The organism is Longimicrobium sp., assembly GCF_048594345.1.
Classification (GTDB): domain Bacteria; phylum Gemmatimonadota; class Gemmatimonadetes; order Longimicrobiales; family Longimicrobiaceae; genus Longimicrobium.
On sequence record NZ_JBMDXM010000288.1, the window covers coordinates 1 to 17,519 of the forward strand.

General features: G+C 68.7%; 9 protein-coding genes and 1 tRNA gene. 6 read left to right on the forward strand and 4 right to left on the reverse strand.

Annotated features, from left to right (window positions below):
- Nucleotides 1–163 precede the first annotated feature (163 nt).
- The 3 genes from ACOJUJ_RS29645 to ACOJUJ_RS29655 all read left to right on the forward strand — a co-directional run bounded on the left by ACOJUJ_RS29645 (nt 164) and on the right by ACOJUJ_RS29655 (nt 5,263).
- Nucleotides 164–3,229 (forward strand): COR domain-containing protein, encoded by a 3,066-nt coding sequence (locus ACOJUJ_RS29645; protein ID WP_420130542.1) that lies wholly within the window; start codon nt 164–166, stop codon nt 3,227–3,229.
- 337 nt (nt 3,230–3,566) lie between these two features.
- Nucleotides 3,567–4,256 carry a hypothetical protein gene (locus tag ACOJUJ_RS29650; protein ID WP_420130543.1) on the forward strand — a complete coding sequence of 230 codons (690 nt, stop codon included), beginning with the start codon at nt 3,567–3,569 and terminating at the stop codon, nt 4,254–4,256.
- Complete coding sequence (locus tag ACOJUJ_RS29655) at nt 4,253–5,263, forward strand: site-2 protease family protein (protein ID WP_420130544.1); 1,011 nt, start codon at nt 4,253–4,255, stop codon at nt 5,261–5,263. Before ACOJUJ_RS29650 ends, ACOJUJ_RS29655 begins: the two co-directional genes overlap by 4 nt.
- Before the next feature lie 169 nt (nt 5,264–5,432).
- On the opposite strand, the gene ACOJUJ_RS29660 is transcribed toward ACOJUJ_RS29655, so the two are convergent.
- Both ACOJUJ_RS29660 and ACOJUJ_RS29665 read right to left on the reverse strand, forming a co-directional pair.
- Entirely contained in the window at nt 5,433–6,020 is a 588-nt protein-coding gene (locus tag ACOJUJ_RS29660) for a hypothetical protein (RefSeq protein ID WP_420130545.1), read from the reverse strand.
- Nucleotides 6,017–6,340, reverse strand: coding sequence for a hypothetical protein (locus ACOJUJ_RS29665; protein ID WP_420130546.1), 324 nt, complete (start codon nt 6,338–6,340; stop codon nt 6,017–6,019). The genes ACOJUJ_RS29660 and ACOJUJ_RS29665 overlap by 4 nt, the downstream gene beginning before the upstream one ends.
- Before the next feature lie 711 nt (nt 6,341–7,051).
- On the opposite strand from ACOJUJ_RS29665, the gene ACOJUJ_RS29670 reads away from it, so the two are divergent.
- Nucleotides 7,052–12,802 (forward strand): MG2 domain-containing protein, encoded by a 5,751-nt coding sequence (locus tag ACOJUJ_RS29670; RefSeq protein ID WP_420130547.1) that lies wholly within the window; start codon nt 7,052–7,054, stop codon nt 12,800–12,802.
- 65 nt (nt 12,803–12,867) lie between these two features.
- On the opposite strand, the gene ACOJUJ_RS29675 is transcribed toward ACOJUJ_RS29670, so the two are convergent.
- Nucleotides 12,868–13,146, reverse strand: coding sequence for a hypothetical protein (locus ACOJUJ_RS29675; protein ID WP_420130548.1), 279 nt, complete (start codon nt 13,144–13,146; stop codon nt 12,868–12,870).
- A gap of 158 nt (nt 13,147–13,304) precedes the next feature.
- Between ACOJUJ_RS29675 and pbpC the strand changes: the two genes are divergently transcribed.
- Nucleotides 13,305–15,572, forward strand: a complete 2,268-nt coding sequence (gene pbpC, locus ACOJUJ_RS29680) for a penicillin-binding protein 1C (RefSeq protein ID WP_420130549.1) — start codon at nt 13,305–13,307, stop codon at nt 15,570–15,572.
- Between the two features lie 832 nt (nt 15,573–16,404).
- On the opposite strand, the gene ACOJUJ_RS29685 is transcribed toward pbpC, so the two are convergent.
- Entirely contained in the window at nt 16,405–16,617 is a 213-nt protein-coding gene (locus tag ACOJUJ_RS29685; RefSeq protein WP_420130550.1) for a hypothetical protein, read from the reverse strand.
- 169 nt (nt 16,618–16,786) lie between these two features.
- Here ACOJUJ_RS29685 and ACOJUJ_RS29690 point away from each other — a divergent pair.
- Nucleotides 16,787–16,859 (forward strand) — tRNA-Ile (locus tag ACOJUJ_RS29690).
- Nucleotides 16,860–17,519: the final 660 nt, after the last annotated feature.

The window sequence follows — 17,519 nt, forward strand, 5'->3', positions numbered from 1 at the left end:
CACCCATGTCGTGTATTCGAGGGTACGCGGACGGATGGTTGCTTCGACACCACCCATCCTACCGCTGCTCAAGAACATGCGACATGGGTTCTTTCTTTGTATGACCCTGAGGTCTGGTTTCTGGTGAATAACCGAGGATGAGACAAGTTCATAGAGGAATTGAATGACGAATTTTTCGACTCAGGAGAACGCTCGGAAGCTGATCCAGCAGGCCCGTGCGGAAAACAGCAAAAAGCTCAGCCTTGTATCAGCCGCGCTGGATGAGATTCCCGATGAGGTGTTCGACCTTGAGCAACTCGAGGAGCTGAACCTATTCAACAACAATATCCGTGAGGTGCCCGACCGAATCCGCGACCTGGTGCACCTGAAACGCTTGTCGCTCATTCGCAACCCGATCCGGAAAGTACCTGATATCCCCGGTCTGGGACTGGATTGGAGCACCTATGTCCGTAGAAATGATTTTTCTCCACAGCATGTCGAAGAAATCTGGATCGAGATCAACGAAAACGGTAATGTCGAATCGCCAAACGGGTTGATACGGTGGCGCGACCTTCGTCATCTGCCGAATCTTCGCTGGCTCTACATCGGAAAAATCGCGATCACGCAAAATCAACGCAGTCCGGCACCTTCACGGCACCTTCGTGATCTGATCAATGACATCGCCGTACTCGGCAACCTGGATACGCTCGTGTTTTTTGGCGTTCACCTTGATGTGATCCCCTACGGGATTCGTGCCTTGAAAAGGCTTCACACGCTGGAGGTTGTCGCTGCGGGAGTCAGAGAGATCCCTGACTGGATCGATGAACTCTCAGAACTGCAGAAACTGGACGTCAGCATGAATCTGCTGATTGACATCCCTGGCTCCTTGGCGAATCTGAATCGATTGAAAGTACTGGATCTGAGCGAAAACTCGTTCGCACGGATTCCTGAAGCGGTTTTTGGATTGTCACAACTGGAACAGCTTGATCTTCAGGTCGGGTGGACCACCACGGACGGAGACATCAAGCAGATTCCCGCGGAGATTCTTGAACTGCCGAACCTGACCCGGCTGGAAGTAGGTGGTCAGCCCATCGAGGTCCCGCCGCTGGAGGTTGTGGACAAGGGAATTGAGGCGATCCGGAATTACTGGCGCCAGCAGCAGGAAGTTGGCATTGATTATCTATGCGAGGCAAAACTGATCATCCTTGGAGAAGCGGGCGCGGGAAAAACCACCCTCGCCAAGAAAATCAAGGATCCGAACTACAAGTTGGAACCACAGGAATCTTCCACTGAAGGAATCGATGTGGTGCGCTGGAGCTTTCCAGCGGCGGTGCGGGTCCGTGAAGAGGATGGTGAGGAGAACGTGCGTTCCAGTGAGTTCAAGGCGAGCATCTGGGACTTCGGGGGGCAGGAAATCTACCACGCGACTCATCAGTTTTTCTTGACTCGCCGGTCGTTGTACGTGCTCGTGGCGGACGATCGGAAGGAGGACACGGACTTCAACTACTGGCTGCAGGTGGTGGAACTGCTCAGCGATCAAAGCCCGCTGCTCATCGTCCAGAACGAAAAGCAGGACCGCCAGCGCAACCTCGATCTCGGAACCCTGCGGGCACACTTTCCCAATCTGCTGCGCGACGCGTTCCGTACCAACCTGGCCACCAACCGCGGCCTGGATGGGCTCACGACCGCGGTTCGGCAGGAGCTGGAGCGCCTGCCTCATATTGGGACTCCGCTACCCAAGACCTGGAGCCAGGTTCGGACCGCGCTGGAGAGTGATCCGCGAAATTACATCAGCCTGGATGAATATCTCGCCGTTTGTGAGGCGAACGGGTTCAAGCGCCGCGAAGACAAGCTGCAGTTGAGCGGCTATCTGCACGACCTGGGAATCTGCCTGCACTTTCAGGATGACCCGGTGCTCAAGAATACCGTGATTCTGAAGCCAAAGTGGGGCACCGATGCTGTCTATGCCGTGCTGGACGACCACAAGATTCTGGATAATCGGGGACGGTTCGGCCGCCGCGACCTGGCGTACATCTGGTCCGATCCTGCGTACGCGGACATGCACGACGAGCTGCTGCACCTGATGATGCGCTTCAAGCTGTGCTATCCGATTCCGGAGACAGACGCGTACATCGCTCCGCAACTGCTTTCGCCCACCCGACCGGCGTATGAGTGGAGTGCGCAGGGTGGGTTGGTCGTGCGGTACCAATACGACTTCATGCCCAAAGGCATCTTGACGCGGTTTATCGTGGCGCTGCACCACCTGATTCCGGACCAGGACCTGGTCTGGAAGTCGGGGGTGATCCTTGCGCGGGACGGCACGCGCGCGGAGGTCATCGAGGATTATTCCCGCAGAAAGATTACGGCTCGCGTCAGCGGGCCGGACACGCGCGGCCTGCTCGCGATCGTCGACGATCAGCTGGAGCGTATCCACGCCTCCTTTCCCCGGCTGAAATACGATCGGTTCCTGCCGTGCAACTGCGAGGTCTGCCGGACCCACGAAGAGTCGTTCGCGTATCCGCTGAGCGAACTTCGGGACTTTGCGGCGTGCGGTGACATGATCCAGTGCCGGACGAGCCGCAAGCTGGTGGATGCGTCGAATCTCATTCGAGACGTGCTGCCGTACGTAGCCCAATCGCTCGTTTCCGCAGAGCGCCAGATTACGTTGGCTCGCACGGAGGTCCCGGCCGCAGAACCCAAAGAAGTCTTTGTATCCTACGCATGGACAAAGGAGAGCACCGAGGTCGTCGACAAGCTTCAGGAGGCGCTCGCTTGCAATGACATCACCCTTTTGCGCGACAAGGACGAAGTTCGGTACAAGGATTCCATCGTGAGCTTCATGCAGCGCATTGGGCGCGGCAAGGCCATCGTGGTCATTCTTTCGAAGAAATATCTGGAATCCAAAAACTGCATGTTCGAGCTGACCGAGGTCGCGGAGCGGGGCGATGTTCGCGACCGCGTGTTCCCCATCATCCTCGGAGATGCTGACATCTACGACGGGATCAGCCGTGTGGGCTATGTGCGGTACTGGGAGCAGAAAAAGGCCGAACTCGACGCGGCGATCAAAGGAGTGAGCGGCGAAAATCTCGAAGGGATCCGGGACGAGCTGGACTTGTATGCACACATTCGGTCCACCATCGCAGCGATCACCGACATTCTCGGGGACATGAACGCGCTGTCACTCAACGAGCATCAGAGTTTGAACTTTAGCGCACTGATCCAGAAACTGCAGGAGCGGGTCGAGGCGTAAGGCCGGTGCATCCTCCCGGCTCCCTGGAGGACGCGCTCCGGGTCCTGCTCTCCCCGCAAGCCACCCATCTGCCGCGCCCGTGGCGAGTAGCCGAGGCCACGCGCGTCTTTGAGATCTTTTCTTGAAACAGGTTCCTTGTCCGGACCGGTCGTTCCCGCCTATCTTGCCTCGCGCAAAGGCCCCACCCATCGAACCGGTACCGCAGGTGTTGAGAACCACGCCTCGCACACGGGTCGGAACGCGCGGCGAGGAAACGGATGTTGCGCGAACCGCGGACGCAGCGTAACGTTTGGGCGCCCCACCGCCCGCCTTTCCCCTTGATCTCCCGAGAAAAACCATGTCCGACCTTACGCCGGCGGCGCCCGCCACGGGTGCGCTCCAGTTCGACACGGCCGAGCCGACCACCGCCACGGCCGCGCGGCCCTGCACCGCCTGCCAGCGCTCCATCGAGGACGAGTACCACATGGCGAACGGCCAGGTGGTCTGCACGCCGTGCCGCGGCGCCCTGGAGGCGGAGCCGCAGGGCACCCGGATGGGGCGCCTTGGCCGCGCGCTCCTCTTCGGCGCGGTCGCGGCGGTCGCGGGCGCCGTGGTGTACCAGGTGGTGCTGAGGGTCACGGGCTATGAGATCGGGCTGATCTCGGTCCTGGTGGGGTGGATGGTGGGCCGCGCGGTGAGCATGGGCTCGAGCCATCGCGGCGGGTGGCTGTACCAGGCGATGGCCATCGGGCTTACCTACCTGGCCATCAGCATGGGCTACATCCCGCAGATCGTGGATGCGTGGCGGCAATCGGGCGAAGCCGTGGAGCTTACCGGCGGCCTGATGTACATCGCGGCCTTCATCGTTTCGCTGACCCTGCCCTTCGCGTACATCACGCAGGCGCCGATCGGGGCGCTGATCGTGGCGTTCGGCCTGTACCAGGCGTGGCGTGAGAACAAGCGGCCGGAGATCATGCTCACCGGGCCGTACGCGGTGGCGCCCGCGCCTCCCGTGGTGCCCGCGGCCCAGCCTCAGCTCTCCGGGTGAGCGACCTCCTCGTCTCCCCTCCCGCGCCCGCGGCGGACGTCTGCGCCGGGTGCGGCTCGCAGCTGGCGGCGGGGCTGCTGGGCTGCCCCGCCTGCGGCCGGCTGCTGCACGGGGACGAGCTGCGCCGTCTGGCCGCGGAGGCCGAGGCCGCCACGGAGGCCGGCGACCGCGTGCGCGCGGCGGAGCTGTGGTACCAGGCCCTCGCCCTGCTGCCGGCGGGCACGCGCCAGCGCGACGCCATCGCCGCCCGCATCGCGGCACTGGGCCCGCTGGACGCTCCGTCGGCGGGCGCGGCGAAGACGCACGGGCCGCACCGGGGGGCCGCCGGCGCCTTGGGCGCGGCCGCGCTGCTGTTCATCGTGACCAAGGGCAAGCTGCTGTTGCTGGGCCTTACCAAGATGAGCACGCTGCTGTCGATGCTGGCGTTTCTGGGCGTCTACTGGAGCCTGTATGGGTGGAAGTTCGCGGCGGGCATCGTCGTTTCCATCTACATCCACGAGATGGGGCACGTGGCGGCGATCAGGCGGGCCGGAATGCCGGCGTCGGCGCCGGTGTTCATCCCCGGCGTGGGCGCGTTCGTGCGCCTGCACATGCATCCGCCCGACGCCCGCACGGACGCGCGCATCGGGCTGGCGGGGCCGGTGTGGGGGCTGGGCGCGGCGGTCGCGGCGTACCTGGTGTATCTCGCCACCGGCGCGCCGATCTGGGCGGCGATCACCCACGTGGGCGCGTTTCTCAACCTGTTCAACCTGATCCCCATCTGGCAGCTGGACGGCGGGCGCGGCTTCCACGCGCTCACCCGCACGCATCGGGCGGTGGCGGCGGCGTTCATCGCGGGCGCGTGGGCGGTGTCGCACGAAGGGCTGCTCTTTCTCCTTCTGCTGGGCGCCGGGTGGCAGCTGTTTCAGCCCGCGCCGGAGGAGCAGGACAACGGCGCGCTTGGGACGTACCTCTTCCTGATCGCCGCCCTCACCGCGCTGATGATGATCGTGCCGTACGGCCGCTGATCCCCGCCGTATTCCCGATCCTGGAAACGTCGGCACTATACAGAAACAGAGACAGAGTCAGACGGAGAAAGCGAGATGCTTTCCTGTCTGACTCTGTCCGTCTGTACCGCTGAGTCCGTCTGTACCGCTGAACGTGGTGCTTTCCGCTTCGGATAGCTGGGATCCAGGTCTAGGAGATCGTCAGCGTTTCCGTCGTGGCCGCACGCCAGCCCGTGCCCTCTCGCAGCAGCGTAATCCGGAAAACCCCCTCCTGCACCGGCTGTTTGGCGAGGTTGCTCATCCAGAGCGCCCTGACCACCACCTCCGCCGAGCCTCCGCGCACGGCCGGCTCGCTGGTGGCAAACACGGCAACGACATCGTCCAGCCTGCAGCTACGAGGGCTTGCATTGGCACACACGCGCGCGTTTTCAAGGTTCCCGGCTTCCGCTCCCAGCGCCACCCGTGCCGCCGCCGCAACCTCGTTCTCCCGCTCCCCCAGCGCATAGAACGGAGCAGGCACCCTGCCGGGCTGATCATACATGCGGCGTTCCAGCGGCCGGGGATCGTATCCGATCGCGCCTTCCGGTACGCCGTCATTCGTCCGCAACTGCTGCAGTAGGCTCGTAACCGCCGTGGCGACGACGGCGCTGTCGTCCGGTCCTTGCTGGCTCGCAAGGGCGCCGCTCGCGGTGACGCCGATCACGGCGGCGGCGAGTGCCGCGAATCCGATCATCCGCATGGCTGGCGTGTCCTTTTTCGCTGTCAGGTTGGTGGTCACGGTTGAGGAAACCCGCAGGTTGCCATCTTGTTTCGGAACGCCGTCCCGTGCGTTTCGGAAGAGGGCTGGCCGTTGGAATGGCCGAGCAACTTGTGCACCGCTTCGTGTACCAGCGTGTCGATCAACTCCGCCGTGTTTACCGCCCCGGTGATCGGGTTCCAGTGCATGGGCCTGCTGATGTAGATGCGCTGGGTCACGGAGTTCCACACGCCGTACGCGTCGTTGTCGGTCGTGTAGACCCGCAACGTCCCTGCACCGATCATCTGTTGAAGCGTGTTCCGCGCATCGGCGCACTGCACTTGCGGGAGAAGTGACAGCATGGTCTGCTCCTCCGGATCCGTTGGCTCCCGGTCGTCGCAGGGTGGACAGAGCCCGGTGTCGTTCTGATACTGCTTGCCTGGGTCTGGCCCTGGATCCTCGCCCGTACTCCCGCCGGTACCTCCGCTGCCGCCACCACCGCCGTCCGCCGACCTCCGGCGCGGTTGGCGCGTCGGCGCATGCGGCCATCAACGCCGCGGAGAAAAGCCCCGCCGCCCAGATCCGAACGTATCGCATTTGTGCTCCCCAAAAGGTTGGTTGAATGAAGCGACGTGCCAAGCCATTAATTCGGTGTGTTGCCACGGGTGGGGCCTGTGACAGGCTCCTTTTGATCTGCTCCCGCCTGATCCACGTTCCGCAAATCAGATCACGTAACTGCGCCATCGGAGTGGGATGGTAGTCGTGGTCCAGCCGGAACGCAACGATCATGTGTTGAGCCGACCGACGAGGCACGCACCGGCGTGACCGTCGGGCACGGGAAAGAGGTGGTATGCGGGAGGGGCCATCCGCACCTTCTGGAGAGGGATGGGGATCACTCGGTGATCTCCGAAACGTGCGAAAACAGGCCGTCCGCACCCCCTGACGCGCGATCTTGAAGACCCTCCTCCCGCTCAATGAACAGCATCGAAAAGTTTTGTATTTGATCCTCACCGCGACGCACTATCTTGTTGCGCAGGGTCCCAGCGGTCCCACCTCTCGTCCCGCCCCCAGACATGTTTCGCGTATCCACCGCGCTGGTCGCGCTCCTCGGCTTTACGGGCGTTTTTGTGCTGCGCGCCGAACCTGCCCAGCAGGGGCCGCCCGTGCTGGGCGTGCTACGTACGGCGCCGGAAGCCGTGGCGCAGCCGGAGGCCGTGGTCACCGTCACCTTCGACCGTCCGGTGGCGGGCGGGCTGGACGAGACGGTGGATGCGGAGGCGCTCTTCACCATCGAGCCCCAGGTGGAGGGCAGGGTGGAGTGGCGCGACCCGGTGACGCTGCGCTTTACCCCCGCCGCGCCGCTGCGCCCGGGCGCGAGCTACACCGTCACCATCGCCAACGACTTCGCGGCCATGGACGGCGCGCGCCTGCCGCGTCCGCACCGCTTCACCTTTCGCGTCGAAAGGGCGCGCGTGCTGACCGGCTGGCCCGTGGGCCCGCACCGCGCGCCCAAGTTCCTTGAGCCGGGGCCGCGTTTCTTTGTGCTGGTGAGCAGCGCGGTGCAGCCGGACGAGTTGGCCGGCGTCGCCCGCCTGGTGCTGGGCAAGTCGTGCGGCGGCGCGGCGCCGATCGGCCTGCGCGGCGTGGGCGTGCGGCCGATCGGCGAGGCGGACCCGGACTGGGTGGCGTACTTCGGCGCGACGGGGAACGCCGGCGCGAACGACCTGCGGCGCGTGGTGGAGCTTGCCCCCGCGCGGCCGCTTCCGCCGGGGTGCGCCGCGGAACTGGTGCTGCCGGCGGGGATGGACCCTCCGGGGGACGGGGACGGGCCGCTGCGCTGGGCGTTCTCCACCTACGGTCCCCTGCGCGTGGTGGAAGGCGGCTGTCCCAGGAACGAGGGGTGCCACTACGGCCCCGCCGTGCTGCAGTTTTCCACCCCCGTGCGCGGGTCGGAGGTGCTGCGCCACGTCCACATCGACCGCGACCGGCCGTTCACCGTGCGCGACACCGCCGCGGAGCAGGACCGCTGGGTGCTGGAGGGGCGGCTGCAGCCCCGCCGCGGCTACACCATCACGGTGGATCCGCAACTCACCGACGTCTTCGGACAGCGTCTGGGCACGCCGGCGCGCCTCGCGTTCACCACGCCCGGCGTGCCCCCTTCGGTCATCCATCCCCATGGCAAACTGGTGGTGGAGCGGGAGGGCTTTCGCACGCTGGCCGTTCAGCACGTCAACGTCGACACGCTGCTCGTGGACGTCGCCGCCGTCCCGGATTCGCTGGAGGCGCGGCTGCTGAGCCGCGGCTGGGGCGGATGGAACGAGGTGTGGACGGCGCTGGAGCCGTCCGCCGCGCGCCGCCGCATCCCCGTGCGCGGCGAGCGGGACCGCAGCGCCGTCACCGGCGTCGTCCTCGCCGCGCCGGACGCGCGCCGCACCCCGCGCGGCACGCTGATGCTGGTGCAGGTGGGCGGGCGGGGCGTGGACAGCCTGAACGGCCGCCATCCCCTGGCGCTGGTGCAGGTGACCGACCTGGCCGTGCACGTGCGCGTGGGGGTGGACCAGGCCGCCGTCTGGGTAACGGGGGTAAAGGACGGCCGCCCGCGCGCCGACGTGGACGTCACGCTGCACGACGGCGACGGCCGCGTGCGTGCGACGGGCCGCACCGACGGGCGCGGCACCGTCGTCCTCACCGGCTTCCGGCCCGAAGCCCCGCCCCCGGCCGCGTGCACAGAGGGGGAGGAGTGCGAGTGGACGCCGCCGGTGGAGGGCTACGTGGCCGCGCAGCGCGGGGCGGACCGCGCGGTGGTGGGGATCAGCGAGTACGATCCGGACCTGTCGCCGTACCGCTTTGGCCTGAGCGGCGCGTGGGGCGAGGAGCGCGCGCCCGCCGCCGGCGCCGTGTTCACGGAGCGCGGCATCTACCGCCCCGGAGAGCCCGTCTACGCCAAGGCCATCGTCCGCCGCGGGCCGCTGGGCTCGCTGGCGCCGCCCGCGCCGGGCGACTCGCTGCGCTGGCTGTTCACCGGCCGCGAGGGCGAGCCGCTGCGCGACCAGACGGTGCCGCTGAGCCGGTTCGGCACGGCGGACCATACGTTCCGCCTTCCCGCGGACGTGGCGCTGGGCGACTACAACGTGGAAATCCGCCTGCGCCGCGACGGCCAGTGGCGCTCCGTGGGCTTCGCCAGCTACCAGGTGGCCGAGTATCGCCCGCCGGAGTTCCTGGTGGAGGTAGGGACGGGTGAGGAGCCCCGCTTCAGCGGCGACCGCCTGCGCGCCACGGTGGGATCGCGCTACCTGTTCGGCGCGCCGATGGCCCGGGCTCCCGTGCGCTGGACGGCTCGGCAGACGTCCGTGTCGCCGTGGGAGATCCAGATCCCCGGCACGGAGGGGTGGTACCTGGGCGATTCCGGCGAGTGGTGGGAAGACAGCTGGGAAGCGCCGGTTGTCCTGGCCGGCGGGACGGATTCGCTCGACGCGCGGGGATACCGGGAGCTGGACGTCGTTCTCCCGCCGCTGACGGACGGGCGACCCGCGCGCGTGACCGTGCAGGCGGAGGTGGTGGACGCAAACCGGCAGACGGTGGCGGGGTTGTCCTCCGTCCTGGTCCATCCGGCGGACTTCTACGTGGCCGCGCGGCCGGAGGGGAGCGGCTACTTCTGGACCGCGGGAACCCCGGTGCGCGTGGGCGTGATCGCCGTGCGCCCGGACGGCCGCTCCGTCTCCGGCGTGGCGGTGCAGGGCGCCGTCGTCCGCCGCGAGTGGCACACCGTCCGCCGCCAGCGCGGCGGCGCGTTCGACGAGGTGGGCGAGTGGGTGACGGACACCGTCGCCACCTGCCGGGTCACCACGGCCGCGCAGCCGGCTACCTGCGCCTTCACCCCGCGCGCGGGCGGAGCGTACACCTTCTCTTTCCAAGCGACGGACGGGCGGGGGCGCAAGGCGAGCACGACGTTCACCCGCTGGAGCGTGGGCGGCGACTGGGTGCCGTGGAACGACGAGGGGAAGTTCAAGATGGACGTCATCCCCGACCGCGAGCGATACTCGCCCGGCGACACGGCCACCGTCCTGGTCGCCTCGCCGTTTACGGACGCGGAGGCGTGGGTGACGGTGGAGCGCGAGCGGGTGCTGGAGCAGCGCCGCATCCGCATCACCTCCGGCACCACGACACTGAAGATTCCGATCACGGAGGCGTTCGCGCCCAACGCCTTTGTTTCCGTCATCGTGGTGCGCGGGCGGAGCGCGGCGCCGGGAACGGTGGACGATCCCGGCCGGCCGACGCTGCGGGTGGGCTACACCCAGCTGCGGGTGACGCCGGAGGTCAAGCGGCTGGCGGTGGAGGTGTCGCCGCTGCAGCCGGAATATCGTCCGGGAGACAGCGCGCGCATCCGCGTCCGGGTGCGGGACGGCGCGGGGCGCCCGCAGGTGAGCGAGGTGACGCTGTGGGCGGTGGATGAAGGCGTGCTCTCGCTTACCGGCTACCGCACGCCCGATCCGCTGGACCTGCTGTACCAGCCGCGCGGCGTGGGGATGCGGCTGGGCAGCAACCTGGTGGCCGTCGCGCCACAGGTGCCCGAGGGGCAGAAGGGAACGCGTGATCCCGGCGGCTCCGGCGGGCAGGACCTGTCCGGCATCCTGCGCTCCCGCTTTCGCTCGACGGCGTTCTTTGTCGGCAGCGTGGTGACGGACGCGAACGGCGAGGTGGTGGTGGCGGGCGGGCTGCCGGACAACGTCACCACCTTCCGGGTGATGGCGGTGGCCGTGACCGCGGGCGACCGCTACGGCGCCGGCGAGTCGCCGCTCCTGTCCACGCGCCCGCTGATCGCCCGTCCCGCGCTCCCGCGATTTCTCCGAGAGGGCGACGACTTCATGGCGGGCGTCGTCGTCAATCACCGCTTCGCGCAGGGGATCGATGCGCGGGTGACGGCGGAGGCGCGCGGCGTCATGCTCACGGGCGACGCGGAGCGGACGGTGTCGCTGCTCACCGGCCGCGGCGCGGAGGCTCGCTTCCGCTTCGCCGCGCCCATCGGAGACAGCGCGACGTTCCGCTTCGGGGTGACGGGCGGCGGCGAGGCAGACGCGGTGGAGGTGCGCATCCCCATCCGCCCCGCCAACCGCCCCGTAGTGCAGACTTCCGCCGGCGTGCTGCGCGACACGGCCACGGTGCAGTTCATCCTCCCCGCGGAGGTGGATCCCGCCCGCTCGTCGCTGGAGCTGGGCTTCGGCACGTCGCCGCTGGCGCTGGTGCAGGCGTACAACCGGCGGCTGGAATTGTATCCGTACGGCTGCACCGAGCAGATCTCCAGCCAGGCGCTGCCCCTGATCGCCCTCCACCGCGCGCGGCAGGCCAGCGGAGCCACTGTGCCGGGGAATGCGCGGGCGCGGATCGAGCTGGTCGTCCGGACGCTGGAGCGGCGGCAGCGGACGGATGGCGGGATCGGGCTGTGGAGCGCGCTGGACTGGACGTCGCCCTTCCTGACGGCGTACGCGGGGCGGGTGATGCTGGAAGCGCGGGCCGGCGGCGTGCAGGTGAGCGACACCGTGCTGAACCGGATGGCGGGATACGTGGCCCGCGCGCTGGGAGAGCCGGAGGTGCTGCGCGCGGCGCTGGGGCCGGGACAGTACCGGATGGACGCGGTGCTGACGGAGCGGCTGGCGGCGGCGGACTTCCTGAGCCGCCTGGGCCGGCCGGACGTGCCCGCGGAGAACGTACTGCTGGGCCAGGCCGCGCGCCTGTCGTGGGAGGACCGCCTGGCGCTGGCGGAGATGCTGGCGCGCCGCGGGGCGACGGAGCCGGCGCGGCGGCTGCTGGCGGCGGCGTGGGAGGGCGTGCAGATCCGCGGCTCGCGCGCGGTAATTCCGGAGGCGGCGTACCGGCGCGACTTCTACTTCGCCTCGCACGTGCGCCCCGCCGCGCGGCTGCTGACGGCCACGCTGGCCGTGCAGCCCGGGCACCCGGGGATCGGCGCGCTGGTGGAGACGCTGGTGCAGCAGGGGCGGGCGGAGGCGCGGCTGCCGTGGACCACGCAGGACTACGGCGCCGCCGTCCTGGCGCTGCTGGCGTTCGAGGAAACGCAGCGCGACGCCCCGGAGCGCGCCGTCCGGCTGGTGCAGGGCGACCGCACGGTGCTGGAGACGCGCGCCCGCCGTGGCGAGGCGCGCGACACCGTCCCCAGCCTGGCCGGGCTGCTGCAGACCCTGCCGGACGGGCGGCGGGTTCTGCGGCTGACGCTGGAGGCGCCCGGTGGCGGCGTGCCCATCTACTACGACCTGTCCGTGCGCGAGGTGGTGTCGCGACCGACGCTGACCCCGCTGGACCGCGGCATCGCCGTGGAGCGCTGGTACGAGACGCTGGACACGCGCCGCCCGATCACCGGCGTGGTGGAGGGCCAGGTGGTGCGCGTTCGTCTGCGCGTCACCGTGCCGGAGGAGCGGCAGATGGTGATCCTGGACGATCCGCTCCCCGCCGGGCTGGAAGCGGTGGACCTGAGCCTGCGCACCGTCAGCCCGTTCCCCGCAGGGGCCTTTGGTGAAGGATCGGAGGGGGAGGACGATGGATTCGACGATTCCGCCACCCCGGTGTGGGCGTTCGGAAGCTGGGACTCGGGGATGTGGTCGGCGTTCGACCACCGGGAGATCCGGGACGACCGGGTGATCTACTTTGCGCGGATGCTGTGGAAGGGGACGTACAGCGCCACCTACCTGGCCCGCGCGACCACCGCCGGCCGCTTTACCATGGCGCCGGCGCACGCGGAGGAGATGTACAACCCCGGCGTGCACGGCCGCAGCGGCGGCGGCGCGTTCACCGTCACCCCCGCGGCGCCGTGAGCCATAGCGGCGCGGGAGAAGCCCGTCGGCGCCGGCCGGTCAACCGCGGGCCGGCGCCCCCAGCGTCAGGCGCAGGAGCCCGGGCAGCTACACGAGTCGTGCTGCGATTCGCACCATCCCAGGCACTGGGAAAAGTATCCGCACCCGGTGGCACCCGGGTCGATGCACGTGTTCGCGCACGACTCCGGCACGGTGTAGCAGGTGTCCCATCCCTCCGTGCATCCACACGTTTCCTGCGTCGCCTTGCCCTGCCCGCGCACGGTGCCGCGCCCGCCGCCGGGTGCGTCCACGGATGCGAAGCTCTCGACCCGGAGCTCGTCCACGTTCAGCTTCAGCTTTTTCATGATCATCGTCCCCTCGAAAGAATGAAGGAGGCGCGCGGGCCGTCGCGGCGCGCGCGGAACGCGGCTCCGTTGCGGGACCGCGGCGCTCCGGGCATGCGGGAGCAATGCAAGCATACGCGTCCCCCCTGGCCTCGTACCAATCCTTATCCGCCACCGCAGTGACGACACCGTTTCGCTCTCTCGCTTCGATGACGCGCGCGCGGCGTGGGCTGGCCGCCGCCGCGGTGGCCGTCGCCATCGTGCTGGCGACGCTGGGGTGGATCGCGCTTCCGCTGCCGGCGGCGCTGGCCGTGCCCGCGCCGGTGGCGACGGTGGTGATGGAGGACCGCGGGGGCATGCCGCTGCGCGCCACCCGGTCGCCGGACGGGAGCCGCGGAGGGTGGACGGCGGTGGGCGAGATGGATCCGCGGCTGGTGCAGGCGTTCCTGGCGGCGGAGGACCACCGCTTCTTCGCGCACGCGGGCGTGGACGCGCGGGCCGTTGGCCGGGCGGTGCGGGACAACCTGCGGGGGCGACGGAGAGCGGGCGCATCGACCCTGACCATGCAGGCCGTGCGGCTGCTGCGCCCCCTGCCGCGCAGCTGGAGCGGCAAGGCCAAGCAGGCGCTGTGGGCGCTGCGGCTGGACGCGCACCTGCGCAAGCGCGACATCCTGGAGCAGTACCTGAACCGCGTCCCCCTGGGGCAGGCGGCCACGGGCGTTTCCCCCGCGGCGGCGCTGTACTTCGGCGCCTCGGCGCGGGAGCTTAGCCTGGGGCAGGCGGCGCTGCTGGCCGGCATCGCGCGCGCGCCCTCGCGCGACAACCCGCTGGTCTCGCCGGAGGGGGCGCGGGCGCGGCGGGACGTGGTGCTGGGGCGGATGCGCGCGCTGGGCTACGCCACCGCGGACGAGGTGGCCCGCGCCCGCGCGGAGCCCGTCCTTCCCGTCGACCGTCCCGCGCCGTTCCTGGCCCCGCACTTCACCACCCGCGTGCTGGCGATGGCGGAGACGGAGGGGCAGGCGATGGACGGCGTCTGGCGCACCTCGCTGGATCTGGAGCTTCAGACGCTGCTGGAGGCGGAGGTGCGCCACACCGTGCGCGTGCTGGCGGATCGCGGTGCGCGGCAGGCGGCCGCGGTGGTGGTGGACAACGCTACCGGCGAGGTGCTGGCCTGGGTGGGCTCGCCGGACTTTGGCGAGCCGGGGGCGGGGCAGGTGGACATGGTGATCTCGCCGCGCCAGCCGGGGTCCGCGCTCAAGCCGTTCGTCTATGCGCTGGCTTTTGACCGCGGGCACACGGCGGCGACGGTGCTGCCGGACGTGCCGCGCAGCTTTGCCACCAGCCTGGGCCCGTACCGCCCGCAGAACTACGACCGCCGCTTCCGTGGCCCGGTCCGGATGAGGGAGGCGCTGGCCAGCTCGTACAACGTGCCCGCGGTGGAGCTGGCGGACCGGCTGGGGGTGGAGCCGGTGCTGCGGACGCTGCACCGCGCCGGCTTCGCTTCGCTGGCGAACGACGCGTCGCATTACGGACTGGGGCTGGCGCTGGGGAACGGCGACGTGACGCTGCTGGAGCTGGCCAACGGCTACCGCGCCCTGGCGCGCGGCGGCGAGTGGACGCCCTGGCGCTGGCGCCCCGCGGGCCCGGGGGAACGGCCGGAGGCGCGGGAGCGGGTGGTCTCCGCGCAGGCGGCGGCGCTGGTGCTGGACGTGCTGGCCGACGCCGACGCCCGCGCCCCCGGCTTTGGCGCGGAGACGCCGTTCGACTTTCCCTTTCCCGCGGCGGCCAAGACGGGGACCAGCCGGCACTTTACGGACAACTGGGCGGTGGGGGTGACGCAGGGGTTCACGGTGGCCGTGTGGGTGGGCAACTTCAGCGGCCGGCCGATGGAGGGGGTGAGCGGGGTCACCGGCGCCGGGCCGCTCCTGTACCGCGCGATGCTGGCCACCGCCGGCCGCTACCCGCCGGGCGCGCTCCCCACGCCTCGGGAGGCGGGGCTGGTGCCCGTGCGCGTCTGCCGCCTCTCCGGCCTGCGCGCCACGCCCGGCTGTGTTGCCACGACGGAGTGGTTCATCCCCGGCACGGAGCCGGCGCGCACGGACGACTGGGAGCGGGGCGGGCGGGTGGCGCTGCCGGAGGAGTACGGGGAGTGGGCCGCGGGGGAGCGCGGCCGGCTGGGCGCGGCGGCGTCGCTGGGATCCGACGAGCGCTTCCGCATCCTGGCCCCCCGCGACGGCGACCGGTACGAGGTGCCCGTAGGCGTCGATGAGCGCTACGCGACGGTGGCCCTGCGTGCGGCGGGCGCGGAGGGTGGCGTGCGCTGGCTGGTAGATGGCCGCGAACTCCTGGAGCAGCGCTGGCGCCTGGCGCCCGGCCCGCACACCATCCGCGCCATTGCTCCGTCCGGCGAATGGGACGAGGTGCGCGTTGTGGTGGCGGGGCGGTAGGCGGATCGTTCGGCTACGGCAACAGAATGGGCCTCACACGGAGTCAACGGAGTTAACGGAGTTCCTACGTACCGTTCCGCCGTGTTCATCGCATGCGACAACAGATTGGGTCTCACGCAGAGTTACCAGAGTTAGCAGAGTTTTACGTGGCGGTTTCCTCTGATCTCGCGGTCCGGGATGCCCAGGTGTCGGATGGAGATGGGGATGTCGACGAGGCAGGATCTTTTGTGAAGGTGTCGGGAACGGGAAGCAGATGGAATGCGGCAGGGGGCCATCCGCGTTTTTTCGAGGAACACCATTCCCGCCACCTCAGCGTTCGCGCGGGCTGCAGACATCCGAAAGGATGCGCATCAGGTGAGGGTGTCCTCTAATTCCAGTGCGGCATCGGGGGGATGGGTGCCGCCGGATGGAATGGTCGACTCTGCAGCGTGGGCATCCGGCTTCGTGACGGGTGGATGATCCGCTCGATGCCCGGTGTTACGAAAGGATGCGGATCGGTGGATGATGTCCGGAGCGCACCGGAGTGTGTCGATCGCACCACCTGATGCGCGATCTGGAGAACCCTCCGCCCGCTCCACGACTTGGGTGGCACGCGCTGCTTCGAACGGAATCCGTCCGCGGGGTCCGGCGTGTCGATCTGGTCACGAGCCACGGACGGTAGATTGTCAGTGGGGCGCCGGGTAGACGGTACGGCTGGGTCCGCCGGGGTGCCTCCTTCGAAATGACAGGCTGGGGTGCGCGAGGAGGCGGCGGGGCGGGGCGTGCGGAGGCGGAAAACACGTGGGGCGGACCGCTGGATGCGATCCGCCCCACATGCCTGCCGATCTGCCGATCAGGGCGTCGGGCCGTAGCTGCACTGGCAGACGCCGTTCCAGCACGCCCAGTGGGTATAGCCCTTCTTGAAGCAGGCCGTACCGCAGGTGCTGGAGGTACACGCGCGCTCCGTCGTCTGCGCCTCGGCCGGGGTGGCGAGCACCTGCTGCCCGCCGAAGCCCAGCGCCAGCGCGACCGCCGCGGCTCCCGCCGCGTGAACGAGCTTCCGCATCCGTTCCTCCCGTTGTTCCACGAGTGAGCTGCCCGCCGCGTGGTGCAGAGGGCTTGTTTCCACACTACGGCGGAAAAGGATGCTCCGCAAGAGCGTCGGAGCGCCATTCCGCGGATCCCCGTTGATCGCGACGCCGGAGGGGCCTATATTCACGCCAGCTGCTTCAGATGGGCCTATAGCTCAGCGGTTAGAGCAGGGGACTCATAATCCCTTGGTCCCAGGTTCGAATCCTGGTGGGCCCACTTTTCCCAGGCCGTGCATACGCGCGGCCTGGGTTTTTTGTGCCCGCGCGTGAACGAGGAAGTTCATGTCGGTCTTATCCGACTTCGAGTGGTAAAACACCTTCCTCCGGGGCCCTCCGGGAGTCCGGATCCGGCCACCACCCGCACCCCTCGCGGGACGAACTCGAACTGGAGGGTGGAACCCGGGACCCACTTGACACCTCAGGGGCGCGTCGCTAGCCTGGGGAGCCACGCGACGCACCCCGTAGCGCCCCTTTCCGGCCGGCGTAGAGCACACGAAGCGCGTTCGCTCCACGCTCCAAAACCGCAGGTTTTTCGCATCCGCCCCGTCCGTCGAACCCGCGGCCTGTCCATTGAACCCGCGGCCCCCGGCGCGGGTTGATGTCGTTCCATCCGTCGTTCCTCAGGTGGTCCAGCGCATCCGGGATGTATTCGCCATCGAGCTGCCGCTTCGCGCACTCTTGCAGAGATCCACGGTGCCCCCCTGGCGCCGCGGGTAAAGAAGCTGAGGGTGGAGGAGTCGGAAGTAGCGCACGCGCTGGCGCAACTGGAGGGGCTGTCCGGCGACGGGGTGACGAAGCTTCTCGGCGTCGACTGATTTTCCATCCCCATCGTTTCCCATCCCAACCGTTAGCCGCCGTGGCTCCCGCCGCAGCCGTA

Bases quoted from the DNA above. Each gene is read 5' to 3' on its own strand.
- ACOJUJ_RS29645 (WP_420130542.1), top strand. From the start codon at position 164: ATGACGAATTTTTCGACTCAGGAGAACGCTCGGAAGCTGATCCAGCAG.
- ACOJUJ_RS29650 (WP_420130543.1), top strand. From the start codon at position 3,567: ATGTCCGACCTTACGCCGGCGGCGCCCGCCACGGGTGCGCTCCAGTTC.
- ACOJUJ_RS29665 (WP_420130546.1), bottom strand. From the start codon at position 6,340: ATGCTGTCACTTCTCCCGCAAGTGCAGTGCGCCGATGCGCGGAACACG.
- ACOJUJ_RS29670 (WP_420130547.1), top strand. From the start codon at position 7,052: ATGTTTCGCGTATCCACCGCGCTGGTCGCGCTCCTCGGCTTTACGGGC.
- ACOJUJ_RS29675 (WP_420130548.1), bottom strand. From the start codon at position 13,146: ATGAAAAAGCTGAAGCTGAACGTGGACGAGCTCCGGGTCGAGAGCTTC.
- ACOJUJ_RS29685 (WP_420130550.1), bottom strand. From the start codon at position 16,617: ATGCGGAAGCTCGTTCACGCGGCGGGAGCCGCGGCGGTCGCGCTGGCG.